We start from the raw sequence: 15,549 nt of genomic DNA, 5'->3' as shown, positions 1-15,549 counted from the left end.
GTCCGCGCCCCGGACCGAGGAGGCGCCCGCCCTGGGTGGTACCTGTGGTCGGCCTGGTCGTCGTCGCGGCGGCCGGGGGCGGCGCGGTCGCCGCGGCCCCCGCGGCCGCCCGCACGTGGGTGCTGGCGACGGTCGCCGTCGCGGCGGCGGCCGTACTGGTGACCGTCGTCGTGGCCGGAGTACTGACCCGCAGGCACGCGCACGCCGCCGAACGGGTGCGCAGCGAGAACGAACTGCTCCGGCAGGAGGCCGCCCGGCGCGCGGGCGACACCGCGCACCTGCTCAACGTGTCACTGCCCGAGGTCGCCAAGCGGCTGCACGACGGCATGGGTGCGGACGGTGCGCTGCGCAGCGTGCAGCGGCCCGCGGAGCCGCAGTTGGCGCAGCTGCTGCACGCCGTGACCACCCGTCTGGAGGACCTCCGGGCGCGGACGGCCGAAGCGGAAGCGGGGCGGGTGCGGGCCGAACGCACGGTCGGTGACGTGGAGCGGCTCGCCGCCGGTGTGCTGCCGGACGCGGTCGGCCGACTGCGCGACGGCTCGTCGGCCGACACCGTACTGGCCGGACTGGAGCTGCCCGCCGACCCCCGGCTGCGGGCTCTGCTGGAGCGGACGGTACGGGACTTCGCGGAGAGCGAGCGGCGTGCGGTCGCCGCCCGCGCGGCCAGCGCCACGGGCCTGGGCCGGGTGCAGGCCAAGACCCTGCGGATACTCGCCGACCTGCGCGGCATGCAGGACAAGTACGGCGGCGACGTCTTCGGTGATCTGCTCCAACTCGACCACACCACCTCGCAGTTGGGTCTTCTGACGGACCGTCTGGCGCTGCTGATGGGCGGCCGGTCCAGCCGGGCGTGGAACAAGCCGATCGTGATGGAGTCCATCCTGCGCGGCGCCGTGGGCCGGATCAGCGACTACCGGCGGGTGCGGCTGCACTCCACGTCCACCGCCGCGATCGCCGGTTTCGCCGCCGAGGGCGTGATGCACCTGCTGGCCGAGCTGATGGACAACGCGACGAACTTCTCGCCGCCCGTCAACGAGGTCCATGTGTACGTGGAGGAGGGCACCTCGGGGCTCGTGGTGACGGTCGAGGACAGCGGGCTCTGCATGGCCCCGGCCGCGATGCGCCGTGCGGTGGCCTCGGTGTCCGGGCAGTCGACGGACCTGGCGTCCCTGCAGGGGACGCGGCTCGGGCTGGCCGTGGTGGGTGTGCTGGCGGCCAAGTACGGGATCTCGGTGAACTACCGGCCGTCCTCGCGCGGCGGCACCGGCGTCGTCGTACTGCTGCCGCCGCAGCTGCTGGCCCAGCAGCGGAACGCGACCACGGTGGCGCCCGAGGCGTGGGTCGCACCGGGGGACCACGCACCGGCCGCGCCCGTCGCTTCGGCCGCGCCCGTCGCACCTGCCGCACCTGCCGTGTCCGCCGTGCCTGCCGCCCCCGGCGACGGGCCGCGGGTCCCGGAGGCGCGGGCCTCGGAGGCGTGGGCCGCCGGTCCTCCCGCGCCCGCCGGCCACACCTCCGTCGGCGACGCCTCCGGTGTCTCGACCCCCAACGGCCTACCGGTACGCCCCCGGGGCCGCACCATGGAGGCCGCCGACCAGAAACGGTTCGCCACCGAGGACGCCCCGGCGCCGGAACCGGCAGGACCCGCACCGGCCCCCCGGAGTCCGGACCTTCCCGACCGTCCGGACCGTCCCGACCGCCCCGACGCCGGAGCCCGCTTCGGCGCCTTCCACCGGTCCCAGCAGCGACGCCAGGACCGCATCGGCCGGGACGACACCGACACCCCTTCTGCCTGAAGCCCGTCCGATGTCCGTCTGATGCCCGTCTGATGTTCGCCCCGATTCCCCCCGTTATCCCCTGATCTCGTCCGCCCCCCCCTCGCGCACTCCCCCGTGCGCACCCCTCCCCCGCAACTCTTTGATCCCCGGATTGGAGGCACGGGCCCCCTCCGGCGCGGCAGCGCCGCGCCGGACGGCCCCTGACCACCGTGCAGACCACTGACAACAGCCTCACCTGGCTCCTGGACAACCTCCTGGAGCGCACCCCCGGTTCCCGGCACGCCCTCGTGCTCTCCCGCGACGGCCTGAAGCTCTGCCGCAGCAGCCACCTCACCCTCGACCAGGCGGACCAGCTCTCGGCCATCGCGTCCGGCATGCAGTCCCTCGCGCACGGCGCCTCGGTCGAGTTCGGCGACGGCAGCGGCGGCGTGATGCACCTGATGACGGAGTTCCCCGGCGGACTGCTGCTGATCGTCGAGGCGGGGCAGGGCGCCCATCTCGCGGTGGTGGCGGCGGCCGGTGCGGACCCCGGCATGATCGGGCACCACATGAGCGAACTGGTCGAGCAGATCGGCGACCATCTGCGGGCCGACCCGCGCTCCTCGTCCCCTGACGGCAGCCTGTCATGACCCGCCGGCCCGTCGACACGGGCTCCCCGGACCGCCTCTACACCGTGACGGGCGGCCGTTCGGAGGCCGACAGCCTGGTCTTCGACCTGGTCACCCTCGTGGTCAGTGAGCGCGAGCCGGCGCCCGGCATGCCGTCGGAGCACGTCCGCATCCTCGAACTCTGCCGTCACCCCGCCGCCGTCGTCGAGATCGCCGCCCATTTAGGGCTGCCGATCACCGTCGTACGCATCCTGCTGGAGGATCTCCTGTCCGCCGGGTCGATCACCGCCCGCCGCCCTCGCGCGGCCGCCGCTGTTGCCGAACTGCCCGAGTCCGAGCTGCTGTTGGGGGTGCTCCATGGACTCCGTAACCTCTGAGGACGCGGAAGCCTCCGAAGACGCGGAACCCTCCGCGGACGCGGAGGCCCCGTCCGGGCGCACCCCGCTCGGTGACGCCGCCGACACCGGACTGAAGATCGTCGTCGTCGGCGGGTTCGGCGTCGGCAAGACCACCCTGGTCAAGGCGGTCAGCGAGATCCGGCCGCTGAACACCGAGGAGCACATGACGCAGGCGGGGGTCGGCGTCGACGACCTCTCGCGCAACGCGGACAAGACGACCACCACGGTCGCCTTCGACTTCGGCCGGATCACCCTCAACGAGCAGATGGTGCTGTACCTGTTCGGGGCGCCGGGACAGGAGCGGTTCTGGTTCCTGTGGGACCGGCTGTTCTCCGGCACGCTGGGTGCGGTCGTGCTGGTGGACACCCGGCGGATGGCGGACTCCTGGTACGCCATCGACCGCCTCGAACACCATCGGACGCCGTTCATCGTGGCGGTGAACCGGTTCGACGACGGCGTGCACTTCTCCCTCGACGAAATAAGGCAGGCGCTCGCCCTGAACGAGAACGTGCCGATGATCTCCTGCGACGCACGGGTGCGGTCCTCGGGCAAGGCCGTGCTGACCACCCTCGTCGACCATCTCTACCGCCTCGCCCTGGCACGGGAGCTGACCTGATGAGCATCGACCACCCCTCCGCTGCGGACCTGGCCTCGGCGCACACGGACGTTGCGGGCACGACCGCCGCGGGCACCGACGCGCCGCCGCCCGGCTGTCCGGCGCACGCCAGGGGCGTACGGCTGAGCGGTCTTGAGTACCAGCAGACCCCGGCCGAGATGTACCGGGGGCTGCGCAGGGAGCACGGGGCGGTGGCTCCGGTACTCCTGGACGGGGACGTACCCGCGTGGCTGGTCCTCGGCTATCCGGAGGTCGGTTACGTCACCAGCCACGACGAGCTGTTCGCCCGGGACTCCCGGCGGTGGAACCAGTGGGCGAACATCCCCGCGGACTGGCCGCTGCTGCCGTACGTGGGCTATCAGCCTTCGGTGCTGTTCACCGAGGGCGCCGAGCACCAGCGGCGGGCCGGAGTGATCAGCGAGGCGCTGGAGGCGGTGGACCAGTTCGAGCTGGGGCACGAGTGCCGGCGGCTCGCGGACGAGCTGATCGACGGCTTCGAGGGCAGCGGGCAGGCCGAGCTGATGTCGGCGTACGCGCACGCGCTGCCGATGCGGGCGGCGGTCCAGATGTGCGGCATGCCGGCCGGCGGGGCCGACACGGAGGATCTCGTACACGATCTGCGGGTGTCCCTGGACGCGGCGGAGGGCGACGACCCGGTGGCCGCGTACGTACGGGTGCAGGAGCGCATCCAGCAACTGGTGAAGGACAAACGGGCGGTCCCGGGGCCCGACGTGACGTCGCGGATGCTGCACCATCCGGCGGGGCTCGCGGACGAGGAGATCGTGCAGGACCTGATCTCGATCATCGCGGCGGCGCAGCAGCCGACGGCGAACTGGATCTGCAACACGCTGCGGCTGCTGCTCACCGACGACCGGTTCGCGCTGAACGTGTCGGGCGGCCGGCTGAGCGTCGGCGAGGCGCTGACGGAGATCCTGTGGCGGGACACCCCGACGCAGAACTTCATCGGCCGGTGGGCGGTGCGCGACACCCAGCTCGGCGGGCGGCACATCCGGGCGGGCGACTGTCTGGTGCTCGGGCTCGCCGCCGCCAACTCCGACCCGCAGATCTGGCCGCAGGGGCATGTGGGTGCCGAGGGCAACTCGGCGCACCTGTCCTTCAGCAACGGCGAGCACCGGTGTCCCTATCCGGCGCCGCAGTTGGCGGACGTGATGGCGCGCACCGCGATCGAGACGCTGCTGGAGCGGCTGCCGGACGTGATGCTGTCGGTGCCGGTCGCCTCGCTGACCTGGCGTCCGTCGATCTGGATGCGGGGGCTGACGGCGCTGCCGGTGTCGTTCACACCGGTGGCGAGGTAGGTCGTACGCGGCCGGGGACGTGCGCTGCCCCGGCCGCCGCCGCACCGCCGGCTCCTACCGTACGGGCGTGAAGACCACCGGTACCGAGTCCGGGCCGCGGGTGAACACGCCCTGCTCGCCGACGGTCACGCCGTCCTTGAGGCGGACGTCGGGCATCGCGTCCAGGAGCTGGTTGACACCGATCTGGACCTCGGCGCGGGCCAGCAGCGCGCCCACGCAGAAGTGCCGGCCGAGCGCGAAGGCCAGGTGGTCGGCTGCGGCGGAGAACGCGTTGGTGGTGGTGAGGTCCTCGCGGAAGATGTTGAAGGTGTCGGGGTCGGCGTAGCGCTGCTCGTCGCGGTTGGCGGAGCCGATCAGGCAGGTGACGGTGGCACCGGCCGGGATGGTGCCACCGCTGACCGTCACGTCGACCGCCGTCTGACGCATGATCATGTGCACCGGCGGGGTGTACCGGAGGGTCTCGGCGAACGCCCGGTCGATGAGGGTGCGGTCCTTCTGCACGGCCGCCAGCTGCTCGGGGTGGGCGAGGAGGTTGGCGAACAGGGCGGCTATGGCCTTGTCGGTGGTCTCGCCGCCCGCCGCGAGGAGCAGGCTGCAGAACGCCTTGATGTCCTCGTCGCTCATCCGCACGCCGTCGACCTCTGCCGCGCACAGCGAGGACAGCAGGTCGTCGCCGGGGGCCCGGCGGCGCTCCTGGATGACCGGGATCATGTACTCGGCGAATTCGACCCGGGTGCGCTCACCGGCCGCGGCCACCTCGGGGTCGCCCGCCAGGTTGCCGAGGAAGGCGATGACGGTGGTGTACCAGGCGTGGAACTTGGCGTGGTCGCCCCTGTCGAGGCCCAGCATGTCGGCGATGACGTTGACGGGGAAGCGGGTCGCGAAGGCGTCCACCAGGTCGACCTCCCCCGTTCCCCGGAAGGTGTCGATCAGTTCACGCGCATTGCGTTCGATGACCGGGACAAAAGTCTCCTGGAGCTCCTTGCCGCGGAAGGCAGGGGCGACCAGGGCGCGGCGCACCGAGTGCTCACGACCGCTGAGCTGGAGGATCGTCTTTCCGTGAACGGGCTCGATCTGCCAGTCGTAGTTGTCGGTGGTGAACTGCGACTCCTTGTCCTTGAAGACGCGCTCGACGTCCTCGTACCGGGAGATGATCCAGCTCTGCGTGGCCTCGTGCCGGATCAGTGGCGCGGACTCGCGCATCACCCGGTAGGCGGGGTAGGGGTCGGCGGCGAACTCGGGCGAGAGGATGTCGGGGACCTCGTCGACAGCGGGCATGGTGACGCTCCTTCGGCAACTGGGGCAGCGGGGCCGTTCGGCTTTCCACAACGGGCGACCGGGCCAAGGTTATTGATGATCCAACAAACCCGGAACCCCTCATTCATCAGCCCCTTGACCCGCTCTTCACCCTTTCCCCTTCCCTTTTCCTGATCACTCTTGCAACATTCCGTTTGATTCTGTTCCCCCACCAGCAGAGGTCGTCCACCCATGCCTGAAGAGCCCTCCTCCCCCGCGGTCAACCGCCGCCGCTTCCTTCAGATAGCCGGTGCCACCGCCGGATTCGCCGCACTGTCGGGATCCATCGAACGGGCCGCCGCGATCCCCGCCGACCGGCGGACCGGCAGCATGAAGGACATCGAGCACATCGTCGTGCTGATGCAGGAGAACCGGTCGTTCGACCACTACTTCGGCGCGATGAAGGGGGTACGGGGCTTCGGCGACCCGCGGCCCGTGGTGCCGCACGGGCTGAAGTCCGTGTTCCACCAGCCGGACGGCGGCAAGGAGGTGCTGCCGTACCACCCGGACGCGGACGACCTCGGCATGCAGTTCATCGCGGGCCTCAACCACGACTGGGCGGGCGGCCACCGGGCCTTCAACAACGGGTCGTACGACCAGTGGATCCCCGCGAAGTCGGCCGGCACGATGGCCCATCTCACGCGGAACGACATCCCGTTCCACTACGCGCTCGCCGACGCGTTCACCGTGTGCGACGCGTACCACTGCTCGTTCATCGGGGCCACCGACCCCAACCGCTACTACATGTTCTCGGGGCACACGGGCAACGACGGCAAGGGCGGCGGCCCGGTCCTCGGCAACGAGGAGGCGGGCTACGACTGGACGACGTACCCCGAGCGCCTGGAGAAGGCCGGGGTGTCCTGGAAGGTCTACCAGGACGTCGGCGACGGCCTGGACGCCAACGGTCACTGGGGCTGGATCGACGACGCCTACCGGGGCAACTACGGCGACAATTCGCTGCTGTACTTCAACGCCTACCGCAATGCCAAGCCCGGCGACCCGCTCTACGAGAAGGCGCGCACCGGCACCGACGCCAAGAACGGCGACGGCTTCTTCGACCTCCTCACCGCCGACGTGAAGTCAGGGAAACTCCCGCAGATTTCCTGGATAGCGGCTCCGGAGGCATTCTCCGAGCACCCCAACTGGCCCGCGAATTACGGCGCTTGGTACATATCGAAGGTGCTCGACGCGCTCACCTCCAACCCCGAGGTGTGGGCGAAGACCGCACTGTTCATCACGTACGACGAGAACGACGGCTACTTCGACCACGTCGTACCGCCCTACCCGCCGGCCTCCGCCGCACAGGGCAGGTCCACCGTGGACGTCGCCCTGGACAACTTCGGCGGCAACCTGAAGTACGGGGCGGGTGCATACGGGCTCGGGCAGCGGGTGCCGATGCTCGTGGTGTCGCCGTGGAGCACCGGCGGCTACGTCTGCTCCGAGACCTTCGACCACACCTCGATCATCCGGTTCATGGAGCGCCGCTTCGGGGTGTCCGAGCCGAACATCTCGCCCTGGCGCCGGACCGTGTGCGGCGACCTGACCTCGGCGTTCGACTTCCGGCTGCACGACACCGACCCGGCGTCGCTGCCGGACACCGACGGGTACGAGCCGCCGGACAAGGAGCGGCACGACAGCTACGTGCCGAAGCCGCCGGCCGCGGGCGCGCTGCCCAAGCAGGAGCGCGGCTCCCGCCCCTCACGGCCGCTGCGCTACGCACCGTACGCGGACGGGACGCTCGTGCCGTCCACGGGGAAGCTCACGCTCGCGATGAGCGGGGGCCCGACGGCCGGGGCGGGCTTCCAGGTGACGTCGGCGAACCGTACGGACGGGCCGTGGACGTACACCGCCGAGGCGGCCAAGGAGGTCTCGGACACCTGGAACTCCTCGTACTCGAAGGGGAGTTACGACCTGACGGTGTACGGGCCCAACGGCTTCCTGCGCACCTTCAAGGGCACCGCGGCCACCGCGGGCCCCGAGGTGAAGGTGCGCCACTCCACCGGCAACGGCGGACAGCTCGTCCTCACCGCGACCAACGCGGGCACGGCCGCCTGCCGCCTCACCGTCGTCAACGGCTACGGGAACACCCGGAGTTCGTTCACGGTGCCCGCCGGCGGGAAGGTCGAACGGACCGTGGACGTACGGGGCGGGAAGCACTGGTACGACCTGACGGTGACGTCGGGGACGGACAGCGCCTTCCTGCGGCAGTTCGCCGGTCACGTGGAGACGGGCGGGGCGGGCGTGAGCGACCCGGCGATCGCCACCGCTTAACCGCTAACTGCCCTTCGGGACACTGTAGTTGTACGGAGTCGTGATGCTGAGCTGGGCGAAGCCGAGGCGCTGGAGGATCGGCCGGCTGGTGTCCAGCACGGCGTCCGTCTGGAGATAGCGGTAGCCGCGTGCGGCGGCGGTGCGGGCCCGGTGGGCGATCAGGGCGCGGTAGATGCCCCTGCCCCGCCATTCGGGCGCCGTGCCGCCGCCCCACAGACTGGCGAACCGGGTGCCGGGCGGGAACTCGGCGCGGGCCGCGCTCACCGGCTGGTCACCGGCCAGGGCGACGACCACCGAGAGCGTCTCCGGGGCCTGGGCGAGCTGGGCGAGCACCCTCTGGCCGATCACCTTCGAATCCTCGTCGAAGGCCAGTTCGTGGGCCCGGACCATCAGGTCGACGCCGGCCTCGTCGGTGACCTCCACGAGCCGGACGCCGTCGGGCAGTTCGGGTTCCGCCGCGAACTCCGCCGTCTCCCCGACCATCACCGCTTCCGGCCCTTCGGGCACGAAGCCCGCAGCGAGCAGCCGCTGCGCCAGGTCCTCGGGGCGGTCGTGGGAGTAGTGCTTCCACTCGAAGGACAGGCCGAGGGCGCCGTAGTGGCGGACCTGCTCGGCGATCGCCGCGTCGGCGTCCGCCGCGGTGAGGCCGGACCACAGGACGCCGTTCCAGTCGCCCTCGCCACCCGTCTGCCGGAGGACGTCCCCGACGCGCGCCAGCTCCATGCCGGGGCGTTCCGGCGGGGCCTCCCGGCGCATCTCGGTGTCGAAGAGTTCCCGTACCGCTGCAAGATCCATGCGGTCACTGGACCACGCGCCCGGCCGCCGCGCCAGTGATTTCCCGTACGGCTCGTACGGCCGGGTATTCATGCACACGCCACGTATACGTTGCCCGCCGCGCCCCGGCGACTTGATCCTCAGCCCTACTGTCGCCGCTGTTGCACACGGACGACAGTCAAGGGACCCGCCATGAGATACGCCCCGCTCGTGATCGCCACGGCCTCGGCCGCACTCCTCGCACCGGCCGCACCCGCGCCCGCGCCCGTGCCTGCGCCCGCGCCTGCGCCCGCGCCTGCGCCCGCGCCCACGGCAGCCGCCGGGACGCTCGCGCCGCCGACCGTCAGCAGGCCCGGTGGCCGGTACGAGCGGAGCGTCGCGCTCACCTTCCGGGCGGAGCGCGGCGCGGTCGTGCGGTACACGCTGGACGGGACGACGCCGACCCGCAGCAGCCGCGCCCACCTCCCCGGGCGGCCGGTGCGGATCACCAAGGACACCAACGTCACCGCCGTCGCCTTCCGGGGCGCGCGGGCCAGCATCCCGGTGTCCTTCGGCTATCTGGTCAAGAGCGGCGAGAAGCCCGTCGCCCGCCTCGTCGTCATGTCGGACGTGCACATCGGCAGCCACGAGAAGAGCGACAGGAAGTACGAGAGCTTCTTCGACACCATCGGCTCCATCTTCCCGAAGCCGGACGCGATCCTCTCCAACGGCGACATGATCAACGACAACGGGGACGGCAAGGGCCCCGACCACGCAATCGTCGCCGACGTCTTCCAGGCGAACCTGAAGCGCAAGGGCATGACCGGCACCCAACTGCTGCTCTCCACCGGCAACCACGACGACTCCCTCGCCCAGATCCGCGCACACTACCCGCGCGCCTGGTTCCCCGACTCCGGCGGCGGCTTCTACGAGTCCGAGATCAATGGCCTGCACCTGCTCACCCTCAACACCGAGACCTACAACTCCAGTGCACAGCAGCAGAGTTGGCTGAAGAAGCGGCTCGCCGAACTCACCGCGAAGAGCCCGAACACGCCCGTCCTGGTGCAGGGCCACCGACCCGCCCCCGACACCGTGATGGACGGCCAGCAGACCTCCAACCCCAAGCTGACCGAGGACCTGAGGCCCTTCCCGCAGGCCGTCCTCTTCTCCGGCCACTCCCACCTCAACCTCAACGACGACCGGTCCGTCCACCAGAAGGACTTCACCGCGGTCAACGACGGCTCGATGTCGTACGTGGAGGTGGATCACGGGTACCAGGCGGTCACCGCGACGGGGCTCGCGGACCGGTTCGAGTCGCCGACCGCGCAGGCGCTGTTCGTCGAGGTCTACCGGGACCGCACCGAGATCGCCCGGGTCAACATGGCCGCCGACAAGCACGACATCTACACCGGCGGCCAGTGGTCGGCCGACTGGCAGCCGCCCTACGCGAGCGCCGGCACGCTGAGCGGCCGGACCTGGACGGTGCGGCTGAAGGGGCGGACGCCGCAGGAGATCAAGGACGGCTTCACGTACACGAGCGCCCACCGCAACAAGGTCGCCCCGGTCTTCACCGGCCGCCGCCCCCTGTCGGCCGTACGGGACGCGAAGGGCAACACCGTACTGCGCGTCGCGCAGGCGCACGACGACCAGATGGTGCACCACTACCGGGTCGAGGTCACGGACCGGGCGACCGGCGCGAAGGCCGTCTCGTCGAAGGTGCTCGCGGAGTACTACTACGCGCCGCGTCCGAACGCCCTGGACATTCCCGTCCCGGCGGCCCCGGCCGGCACCTCGTACCTCGCGAAGGTCGTCGCGGTCGACGCGTACGGCAACGCGTCGCAGGAGGTCTCGCTGAAGTTCCGCCGACAGTAGGCGGGTTGGGGCGGGACGGGCGGGTCCGTGGAACAGCCCCCGACTGCCAAGGCCGCTGTGCCACAAGGTAGTTATGGGGGTTGATCGACTCCGCTCCACTTCCGAAGGACCTCTGTGAAGACCTCTGCACGGCTGCCCCGTTCCCCCTCCGGCTGGACCATGGCGGTCTTCGGCCTGCTCGCCGCGGCGCTCGGCGTGGTGGGGCTGGTCGCCCCGGACGCCCAGCTCGCGCTGATGGGGTTCGATCCGGTGCCGAGCGGTGCGCGGGCGGACGGCGACCACACCCTGATGTTCCTGACGGCCTCCTCGATGGCGGCGGTCAACATGGGCGTGTACTACGTGCTGGCCGCGCTCGCCGACTGGAAGGCGTTCTTCCGCTGGACCGTTCCGTTCCGGGTGCTCACCTGCACGGTCTTCACCCTCGCCGTGATCACCGGCCGCGCTCCGGCCGGATTCCTCGGTGTGGGAATCTGGGAGGGTGCCGGCGCGCTGGCCACCGCGATCGCGCTGCGCGCGGAGTCGCGGCGCGGGGCGTCGGGGCCCGGGGAGTCGGGGCACGGGGCGTCGACGGCCGGTTCCGGGGCATCCGATGAGGACATGGAGGCTGCGCCCCGGATGCGCTGAGGTTGGCGGACCAAGGCGTGGGAGCCACTGCGGCGTGGGGGCCACCAAGGCGTCGGGGCCACCGCGCCGAAACGTTTCCCTCATGTGATGCACGTACCGCACCACATGGGGAGGAACCACCACACCAAGGTGAGAAGGTAGGCGCAGCCGACACCCGCCCCCGCCACGGAAGAACGCACCATGCCGAGTGAGCCCACCGCACCGCCGGCCGACCGGAGCGGTCCGCCGCCCGCTCCCGGCAGGGCGGCCCGCTACCGCACCGCCCTGCGGCGCACCCCCGTCTCGGTGTGGAACGACGACGTGTCCGACTGGGCGGCGGCGCTCACCTACTACGCGATCCTGGCCCTGGTGCCGGCGCTGCTCGTGACGGTCACCCTGATCGGGCTCGCGAACCCGGACGCGACCCAGTCGCTGATCCGGGACATCGCGTCGGTGGCTCCCGCCGAGTCGGGCACCGCGCTGCGGGAAGCGCTGGAGAAGGCGGTGCAGGGCACGTCCGCGGTGTGGCTCCTGCTGGCCACGGGGACGGTGAGCTCGCTGTGGTCGGCGTCGAGTTATCTGGCGGTGTTCCGGCGGGCGATGCACGCCATGCACGGGGTGCGGGACTCCCGGCCCGCGCTGCGCAAGGCGCACGTCATCGTGGTGACCGCCGCCTGTCTGCTGCTCCTGCTGCTGACGAGCGCGACGGCGCTGGTGATCACCGGACCGATGGCGCGCGGTCTCGCCGACCGGCTGTCGATGGGAGAGGTGGGCGAGGCGGTGTGGTCGGGGCTGAAGTGGCCGGTGCTGGGCTGTCTGGTCGCGCTGCTGATCATGATCCTGTTCCACACCGGTCCTGCCGTCGCCAAGGGGGTGCGGCGCGCGCTGCCCGGCGGGGTGCTCGCGGCGTTCCTGTGGCTTGCGGCGTCGGCCGGATTCGCCTTCTACGCGACGAACATCGCCAGCTACAGCAGGCTGTACGGGTCGCTCGCCGGGATCATCGTGTTCCTCGTCTGGGTGTGGTTCGCGAACCTGTCGCTGCTGGCGGGGGCGCAGTTCAACGTGGAGCTGCGGAGGCTGGAGGGGCGGGGCCCCGGCCAGCGGCACCCGCGCGCGGCGCGCGGGCCCCTGCCGGGCTGAGCTGCCGGGAGGCGTGGGGCCCGGCGGGCGGGCCCGCGTCCGGATCAGCGGAGGTGGTCGGCGCCGATGACGCCGTCCGCGGGGTCGGCGTCCGGAGGCATCCGAAGTGCCGCCTCCACCGCCGGCGGCAGCGGTGCGAATCCCAGCAGTCCCGCGGTGACCGTCGCGGTGAGCGCGTGCCAGGTCCTGGCCCGGCGCAGCATCGCGTGGTCGCCGCCTTCGACGTTCACCACGCAGGTACGGGCGCCGGCCGGGCGGGCGCGGGCGGCCAGGTCACGGGTGGCTCGCGGGCTGGTCGTACGGTCGCGGTCGCCGTGCAGCAGGACGACGTCGCGGTCCGCGAGCTGTGCGACCGGCTCGTCGGGCGGGCACCACGGGGCAAGTCCGACGACGGCCAGGACCTGCGGGTGTCCTGCGATCCGCAGCGCTGCGCGGCCGCCCATCGAGTGCCCGAGCAGGACCACCGGGACGGGGCCGAGTTCGGCGGTCAGTCCGTCCAGGGCGCGCAGGGCGTCGGGCACCGGGTCGGCGCGGGCGCCGTTCCAGCCCCGGTGGCGGTAGACGGCGGTGCGCACGGCGAGACGGCTGCCGCCGGCCGTGCGGGAGAGGGCGCGGGCGAAGGGGATCAGGCGGCGGCCGGGAAGGTTCAGCGGGGGCGGGGGTTCCAGGGCTTCGGCCCGGCCGCCGTGGAGGAGGAGGACGGCGGCTTCTGGTCGGGTGGGGGTGAGTGGGGTCGGGGCTCTCTCGACGCGGGGTCGCATCTTTGCCTCCAGGTTCTGGATGTACCGCCGCCCTGTGGGCAGCTGGGCCGCCCAGGGGGCGCGGGGGTCCCCCTGCTCCTCAAGAGCTTGGGGAGGGTGGGCACAGGGCGGGCCCCCGCGGGAGCCGCACCCCTCCGGCCCCGCACACGCTAGCGCCCCGGAGCACCGGGAGTTCCCAGCAGCGGAGGACCGGACGGCCCCGTTCCCTGCGCCGCCCCCGCATGGCATCGTGCAATGGTCCGGACCACTGCCGTACGCAGGACAGAGGAGAGCGGACCCGATGGAAACCGTGGAGAGCGCCGTCCCGCTGCACCGGCTCCAGGTGCCCGCACCCCAGCAACTCCCCTTCGCCATCGGCTCGTTCGATGCCGTGGGTCCGATGTCCAGGGCCTCGTTCCCGCACCGGCACACGTTCTACGAGATCGTCTTCGTGACGGGCGGCCGGGGCGCGCACATCATCGACCTCTCCCGGTGGGAGCTGCATCCGCCGCACCTGTGCTTCGTGGTCCCCGGCCAGGTGCACTACTGGGAGAACGCCACCGATCTGCACGGTCGCGTCATCCTGTTCACCGAGGACTTCCTGCTGGACCATCCCGGCGACCGCGCCCTGCTGCGTGCGCTCGGCGAGCGGCCGTGGTTCAGCCCCGGCCCTCAGGACGCCCCCGCCTTCGCGCACCTGATCGCCGACATGGAGCGCGAGTACCGGGCCGGGCTGGCCGATTTCGCCTCGGTGCTGCGGGCCTGTCTGCACGTGCTGATCGTGCGTGCCTCCCGGCTCACCGGTCCGCTGCCCGCCAGACCCGGACCGGTGGGCAGGCCGGGTGCGGTGACGCAGGAGTTCGTCACCCTGCTGTCGCGCACGGCGGGGGGCGAGATCTCGGTGGGTGCCTGCGCCCGGCAGCTCGGTGTGACCGTCGGCTATCTCAACGAAGCGGTCAAGCAGAGCACCGGCCGCACCCCGGGCCAGCTGGTGCGCCAGGTCCGCACCCACGAGGCCAAACGGCTCCTCGCCCGCACCGATTTGACGGTACGTCAAGTGGCGTCGGCGGTCGGGTTCGCGGACCCCGCCTACTTCTGCCGCTTCTTCCGCAGGGAGACCGGCATCAGCCCCGGCGAGTTCCGGCGCGGCAGCGGTGCAATGCACCACGACCACCGCATCCCGTCCCTCGCGCACCCCTCGGACCCCGGCCTAGTTTCGGAGGGGAGCCCGGCCGCCCACCCGGACACCTCAACTCCCCCTCGTACAGCCTGACTTGGAGGCGTCCCCACGATGGACCAGCCCGACCGTACGGAGCAGACCCCCACTCCTTTCCCTCCCGCCGCCCCCCGCTCGCCGTCCCGCAAGACCGTACTGAAGGCCGCTCTCGCGGTCGGTGTGGCACTGCCGTCCGCCCTCGTGGGCGTACCGGCGCTGGCCAGGACCACGCGGGGCGGCGGGGCCCCGCCGGAGCTCACGCCGACGTGCGACGACGGGGACGACCCGACCCCGCAGCAGACCGAGGGGCCGTACTTCAAGCCGAACTCTCCGCTGCGCACCTCGCTGCTCGACGGGAACCCGCCCGGCACCCGGCTGACCGTCACCGGGTACGTCTTCGGGCTCGCCTGCCGGCCGATCGCCAACGCCCTGCTCGACTTCTGGCAGGCGGACGTCAACGGGGCGTACGACAACACCGGCTTCCGCTTCCGGGGTCATCAATTCACCAACGCCCAGGGCGCGTTCACCCTGTCGACGATCGTCCCTGGCCTCTACCCGGGCCGCACCCGGCACATCCATGTGAAGGTGCAGGCGCCCGGCCGCCCGGTGCTGACCACCCAGCTGTACTTCCCGAACGAGCCGCGCAACAACACCGACAGCATCTTCGACGCCCGGCTGCTGATGACGATGCGCGACAACGGACCGGTGCGGGAGGGGAGTTACGACTTCGTCCTGAACGTGCCGCAGACTCCGGGGCCCACCGACCCGCCGACCACCCCGCCGCCGTCGGGCAGCTGGCGGACGGGCGCGTCCTACCGGGCGGGCGACCGGGTGACGTACGGCGGCCGCTCCTACACCTGCCTCCAGGCTCACACGGCGGGGCCCGGCTGGGAGCCGCCGAACGTACCGGCGCTCTGGCGCGCCGCGTAGCGCGCGGCCCCC

Annotated in this window: 14 protein-coding genes; 11 read left to right on the top strand and 3 right to left on the bottom strand. The window is 71.7% G+C overall.

The genetic code is table 11. The annotated features are described in order from the left end of the window. Nucleotides 1–35 precede the first annotated feature (35 nt). From ACH4SP_RS27255 to ACH4SP_RS27235, 5 genes are all read left to right on the top strand, one after another. Complete coding sequence (locus ACH4SP_RS27255) at nt 36–1,796, top strand: ATP-binding protein (RefSeq protein WP_398418333.1); 1,761 nt, start codon at nt 36–38, stop codon at nt 1,794–1,796. Nucleotides 1,797–1,987: 191 nt separating this feature from the next. Further along, nucleotides 1,988–2,407 (top strand): roadblock/LC7 domain-containing protein, encoded by a 420-nt coding sequence (locus ACH4SP_RS27250; RefSeq protein WP_398418332.1) that lies wholly within the window; start codon nt 1,988–1,990, stop codon nt 2,405–2,407. After that, nucleotides 2,404–2,763, top strand: coding sequence for a DUF742 domain-containing protein (locus ACH4SP_RS27245; protein WP_398418330.1), 360 nt, complete (start codon nt 2,404–2,406; stop codon nt 2,761–2,763). The genes ACH4SP_RS27250 and ACH4SP_RS27245 overlap by 4 nt, the downstream gene beginning before the upstream one ends. After that, nucleotides 2,744–3,400: a GTP-binding protein gene (locus ACH4SP_RS27240; protein ID WP_398418328.1), complete on the top strand. Its 657-nt coding sequence runs from the start codon at nt 2,744–2,746 to the stop codon at nt 3,398–3,400. The genes ACH4SP_RS27245 and ACH4SP_RS27240 overlap by 20 nt, the downstream gene beginning before the upstream one ends. Then, entirely contained in the window at nt 3,400–4,716 is a 1,317-nt protein-coding gene (locus ACH4SP_RS27235; RefSeq protein ID WP_398418326.1) for a cytochrome P450, read from the top strand. Before ACH4SP_RS27240 ends, ACH4SP_RS27235 begins: the two co-directional genes overlap by 1 nt. Nucleotides 4,717–4,770: 54 nt before the next feature. Here the strand turns inward: ACH4SP_RS27235 and ACH4SP_RS27230 are convergent, their stop codons facing one another. Next, nucleotides 4,771–5,994: a cytochrome P450 gene (locus tag ACH4SP_RS27230; RefSeq protein WP_398418324.1), complete on the bottom strand. Its 1,224-nt coding sequence runs from the start codon at nt 5,992–5,994 to the stop codon at nt 4,771–4,773. A gap of 210 nt (nt 5,995–6,204) precedes the next feature. Between ACH4SP_RS27230 and ACH4SP_RS27225 the strand changes: the two genes are divergently transcribed. After that, nucleotides 6,205–8,283 (top strand): phosphocholine-specific phospholipase C, encoded by a 2,079-nt coding sequence (locus ACH4SP_RS27225; RefSeq protein WP_398418322.1) that lies wholly within the window; start codon nt 6,205–6,207, stop codon nt 8,281–8,283. Between the two features lie 3 nt (nt 8,284–8,286). Here ACH4SP_RS27225 and ACH4SP_RS27220 read toward each other — a convergent pair whose 3' ends face one another. Beyond that, nucleotides 8,287–9,078, bottom strand: a complete 792-nt coding sequence (locus ACH4SP_RS27220; protein ID WP_398418320.1) for a GNAT family N-acetyltransferase — start codon at nt 9,076–9,078, stop codon at nt 8,287–8,289. 171 nt (nt 9,079–9,249) lie between these two features. Between ACH4SP_RS27220 and ACH4SP_RS27215 the strand changes: the two genes are divergently transcribed. From ACH4SP_RS27215 to ACH4SP_RS27205, 3 genes are all read left to right on the top strand, one after another. Beyond that, a complete protein-coding gene (locus ACH4SP_RS27215) occupies nt 9,250–10,908 on the top strand; it encodes a metallophosphoesterase (protein WP_398418318.1) in 1,659 nt (552 codons plus the stop codon). A gap of 159 nt (nt 10,909–11,067) precedes the next feature. Then, nucleotides 11,068–11,532, top strand: coding sequence for a hypothetical protein (locus ACH4SP_RS27210; RefSeq protein WP_398418397.1), 465 nt, complete (start codon nt 11,068–11,070; stop codon nt 11,530–11,532). Between the two features lie 180 nt (nt 11,533–11,712). Next, nucleotides 11,713–12,651 carry a YihY/virulence factor BrkB family protein gene (locus ACH4SP_RS27205; protein ID WP_398418316.1) on the top strand — a complete coding sequence of 313 codons (939 nt, stop codon included), beginning with the start codon at nt 11,713–11,715 and terminating at the stop codon, nt 12,649–12,651. A 44-nt stretch (nt 12,652–12,695) separates the two neighbouring features. On the opposite strand, the gene ACH4SP_RS27200 is transcribed toward ACH4SP_RS27205, so the two are convergent. Further along, the gene (locus ACH4SP_RS27200; protein ID WP_398418314.1) at nt 12,696–13,412 is read right to left on the bottom strand and encodes an alpha/beta hydrolase; all 717 of its coding nucleotides are present in this window, start codon (nt 13,410–13,412) and stop codon (nt 12,696–12,698) included. 280 nt (nt 13,413–13,692) lie between these two features. On the opposite strand from ACH4SP_RS27200, the gene ACH4SP_RS27195 reads away from it, so the two are divergent. Together ACH4SP_RS27195 and ACH4SP_RS27190 are read left to right on the top strand one after the other, a co-directional pair. Next, the gene (locus ACH4SP_RS27195) at nt 13,693–14,664 is read left to right on the top strand and encodes an AraC family transcriptional regulator (protein WP_398418312.1); all 972 of its coding nucleotides are present in this window, start codon (nt 13,693–13,695) and stop codon (nt 14,662–14,664) included. Between the two features lie 18 nt (nt 14,665–14,682). Next, complete coding sequence (locus ACH4SP_RS27190) at nt 14,683–15,537, top strand: carbohydrate-binding protein (RefSeq protein WP_398418310.1); 855 nt, start codon at nt 14,683–14,685, stop codon at nt 15,535–15,537. Nucleotides 15,538–15,549: the final 12 nt, after the last annotated feature.

The sequence above is a fragment of the Streptomyces sp. NPDC021093 genome (assembly GCF_044333135.1).
Classification (GTDB): Bacteria; Actinomycetota; Actinomycetes; order Streptomycetales; family Streptomycetaceae; genus Streptomyces.
Note: the sequence above shows the minus strand (reverse complement) of the source record. Positions and strands in the feature narration are given on the sequence as shown.

Coding starts and splice junctions, on each gene's coding strand:
- ACH4SP_RS27245 (WP_398418330.1), top strand. CDS start 2,404: ATGACCCGCCGGCCCGTCGACACGGGCTCCCCGGACCGCCTCTACACC.
- ACH4SP_RS27240 (WP_398418328.1), top strand. CDS start 2,744: ATGGACTCCGTAACCTCTGAGGACGCGGAAGCCTCCGAAGACGCGGAA.
- ACH4SP_RS27235 (WP_398418326.1), top strand. CDS start 3,400: ATGAGCATCGACCACCCCTCCGCTGCGGACCTGGCCTCGGCGCACACG.
- ACH4SP_RS27230 (WP_398418324.1), bottom strand. CDS start 5,994: ATGCCCGCTGTCGACGAGGTCCCCGACATCCTCTCGCCCGAGTTCGCC.
- ACH4SP_RS27225 (WP_398418322.1), top strand. CDS start 6,205: ATGCCTGAAGAGCCCTCCTCCCCCGCGGTCAACCGCCGCCGCTTCCTT.
- ACH4SP_RS27220 (WP_398418320.1), bottom strand. CDS start 9,078: ATGGATCTTGCAGCGGTACGGGAACTCTTCGACACCGAGATGCGCCGG.
- ACH4SP_RS27215 (WP_398418318.1), top strand. CDS start 9,250: ATGAGATACGCCCCGCTCGTGATCGCCACGGCCTCGGCCGCACTCCTC.
- ACH4SP_RS27210 (WP_398418397.1), top strand. CDS start 11,068: ATGGCGGTCTTCGGCCTGCTCGCCGCGGCGCTCGGCGTGGTGGGGCTG.
- ACH4SP_RS27205 (WP_398418316.1), top strand. CDS start 11,713: ATGCCGAGTGAGCCCACCGCACCGCCGGCCGACCGGAGCGGTCCGCCG.
- ACH4SP_RS27200 (WP_398418314.1), bottom strand. CDS start 13,412: ATGCGACCCCGCGTCGAGAGAGCCCCGACCCCACTCACCCCCACCCGA.
- ACH4SP_RS27195 (WP_398418312.1), top strand. CDS start 13,693: ATGGAAACCGTGGAGAGCGCCGTCCCGCTGCACCGGCTCCAGGTGCCC.
- ACH4SP_RS27190 (WP_398418310.1), top strand. CDS start 14,683: ATGGACCAGCCCGACCGTACGGAGCAGACCCCCACTCCTTTCCCTCCC.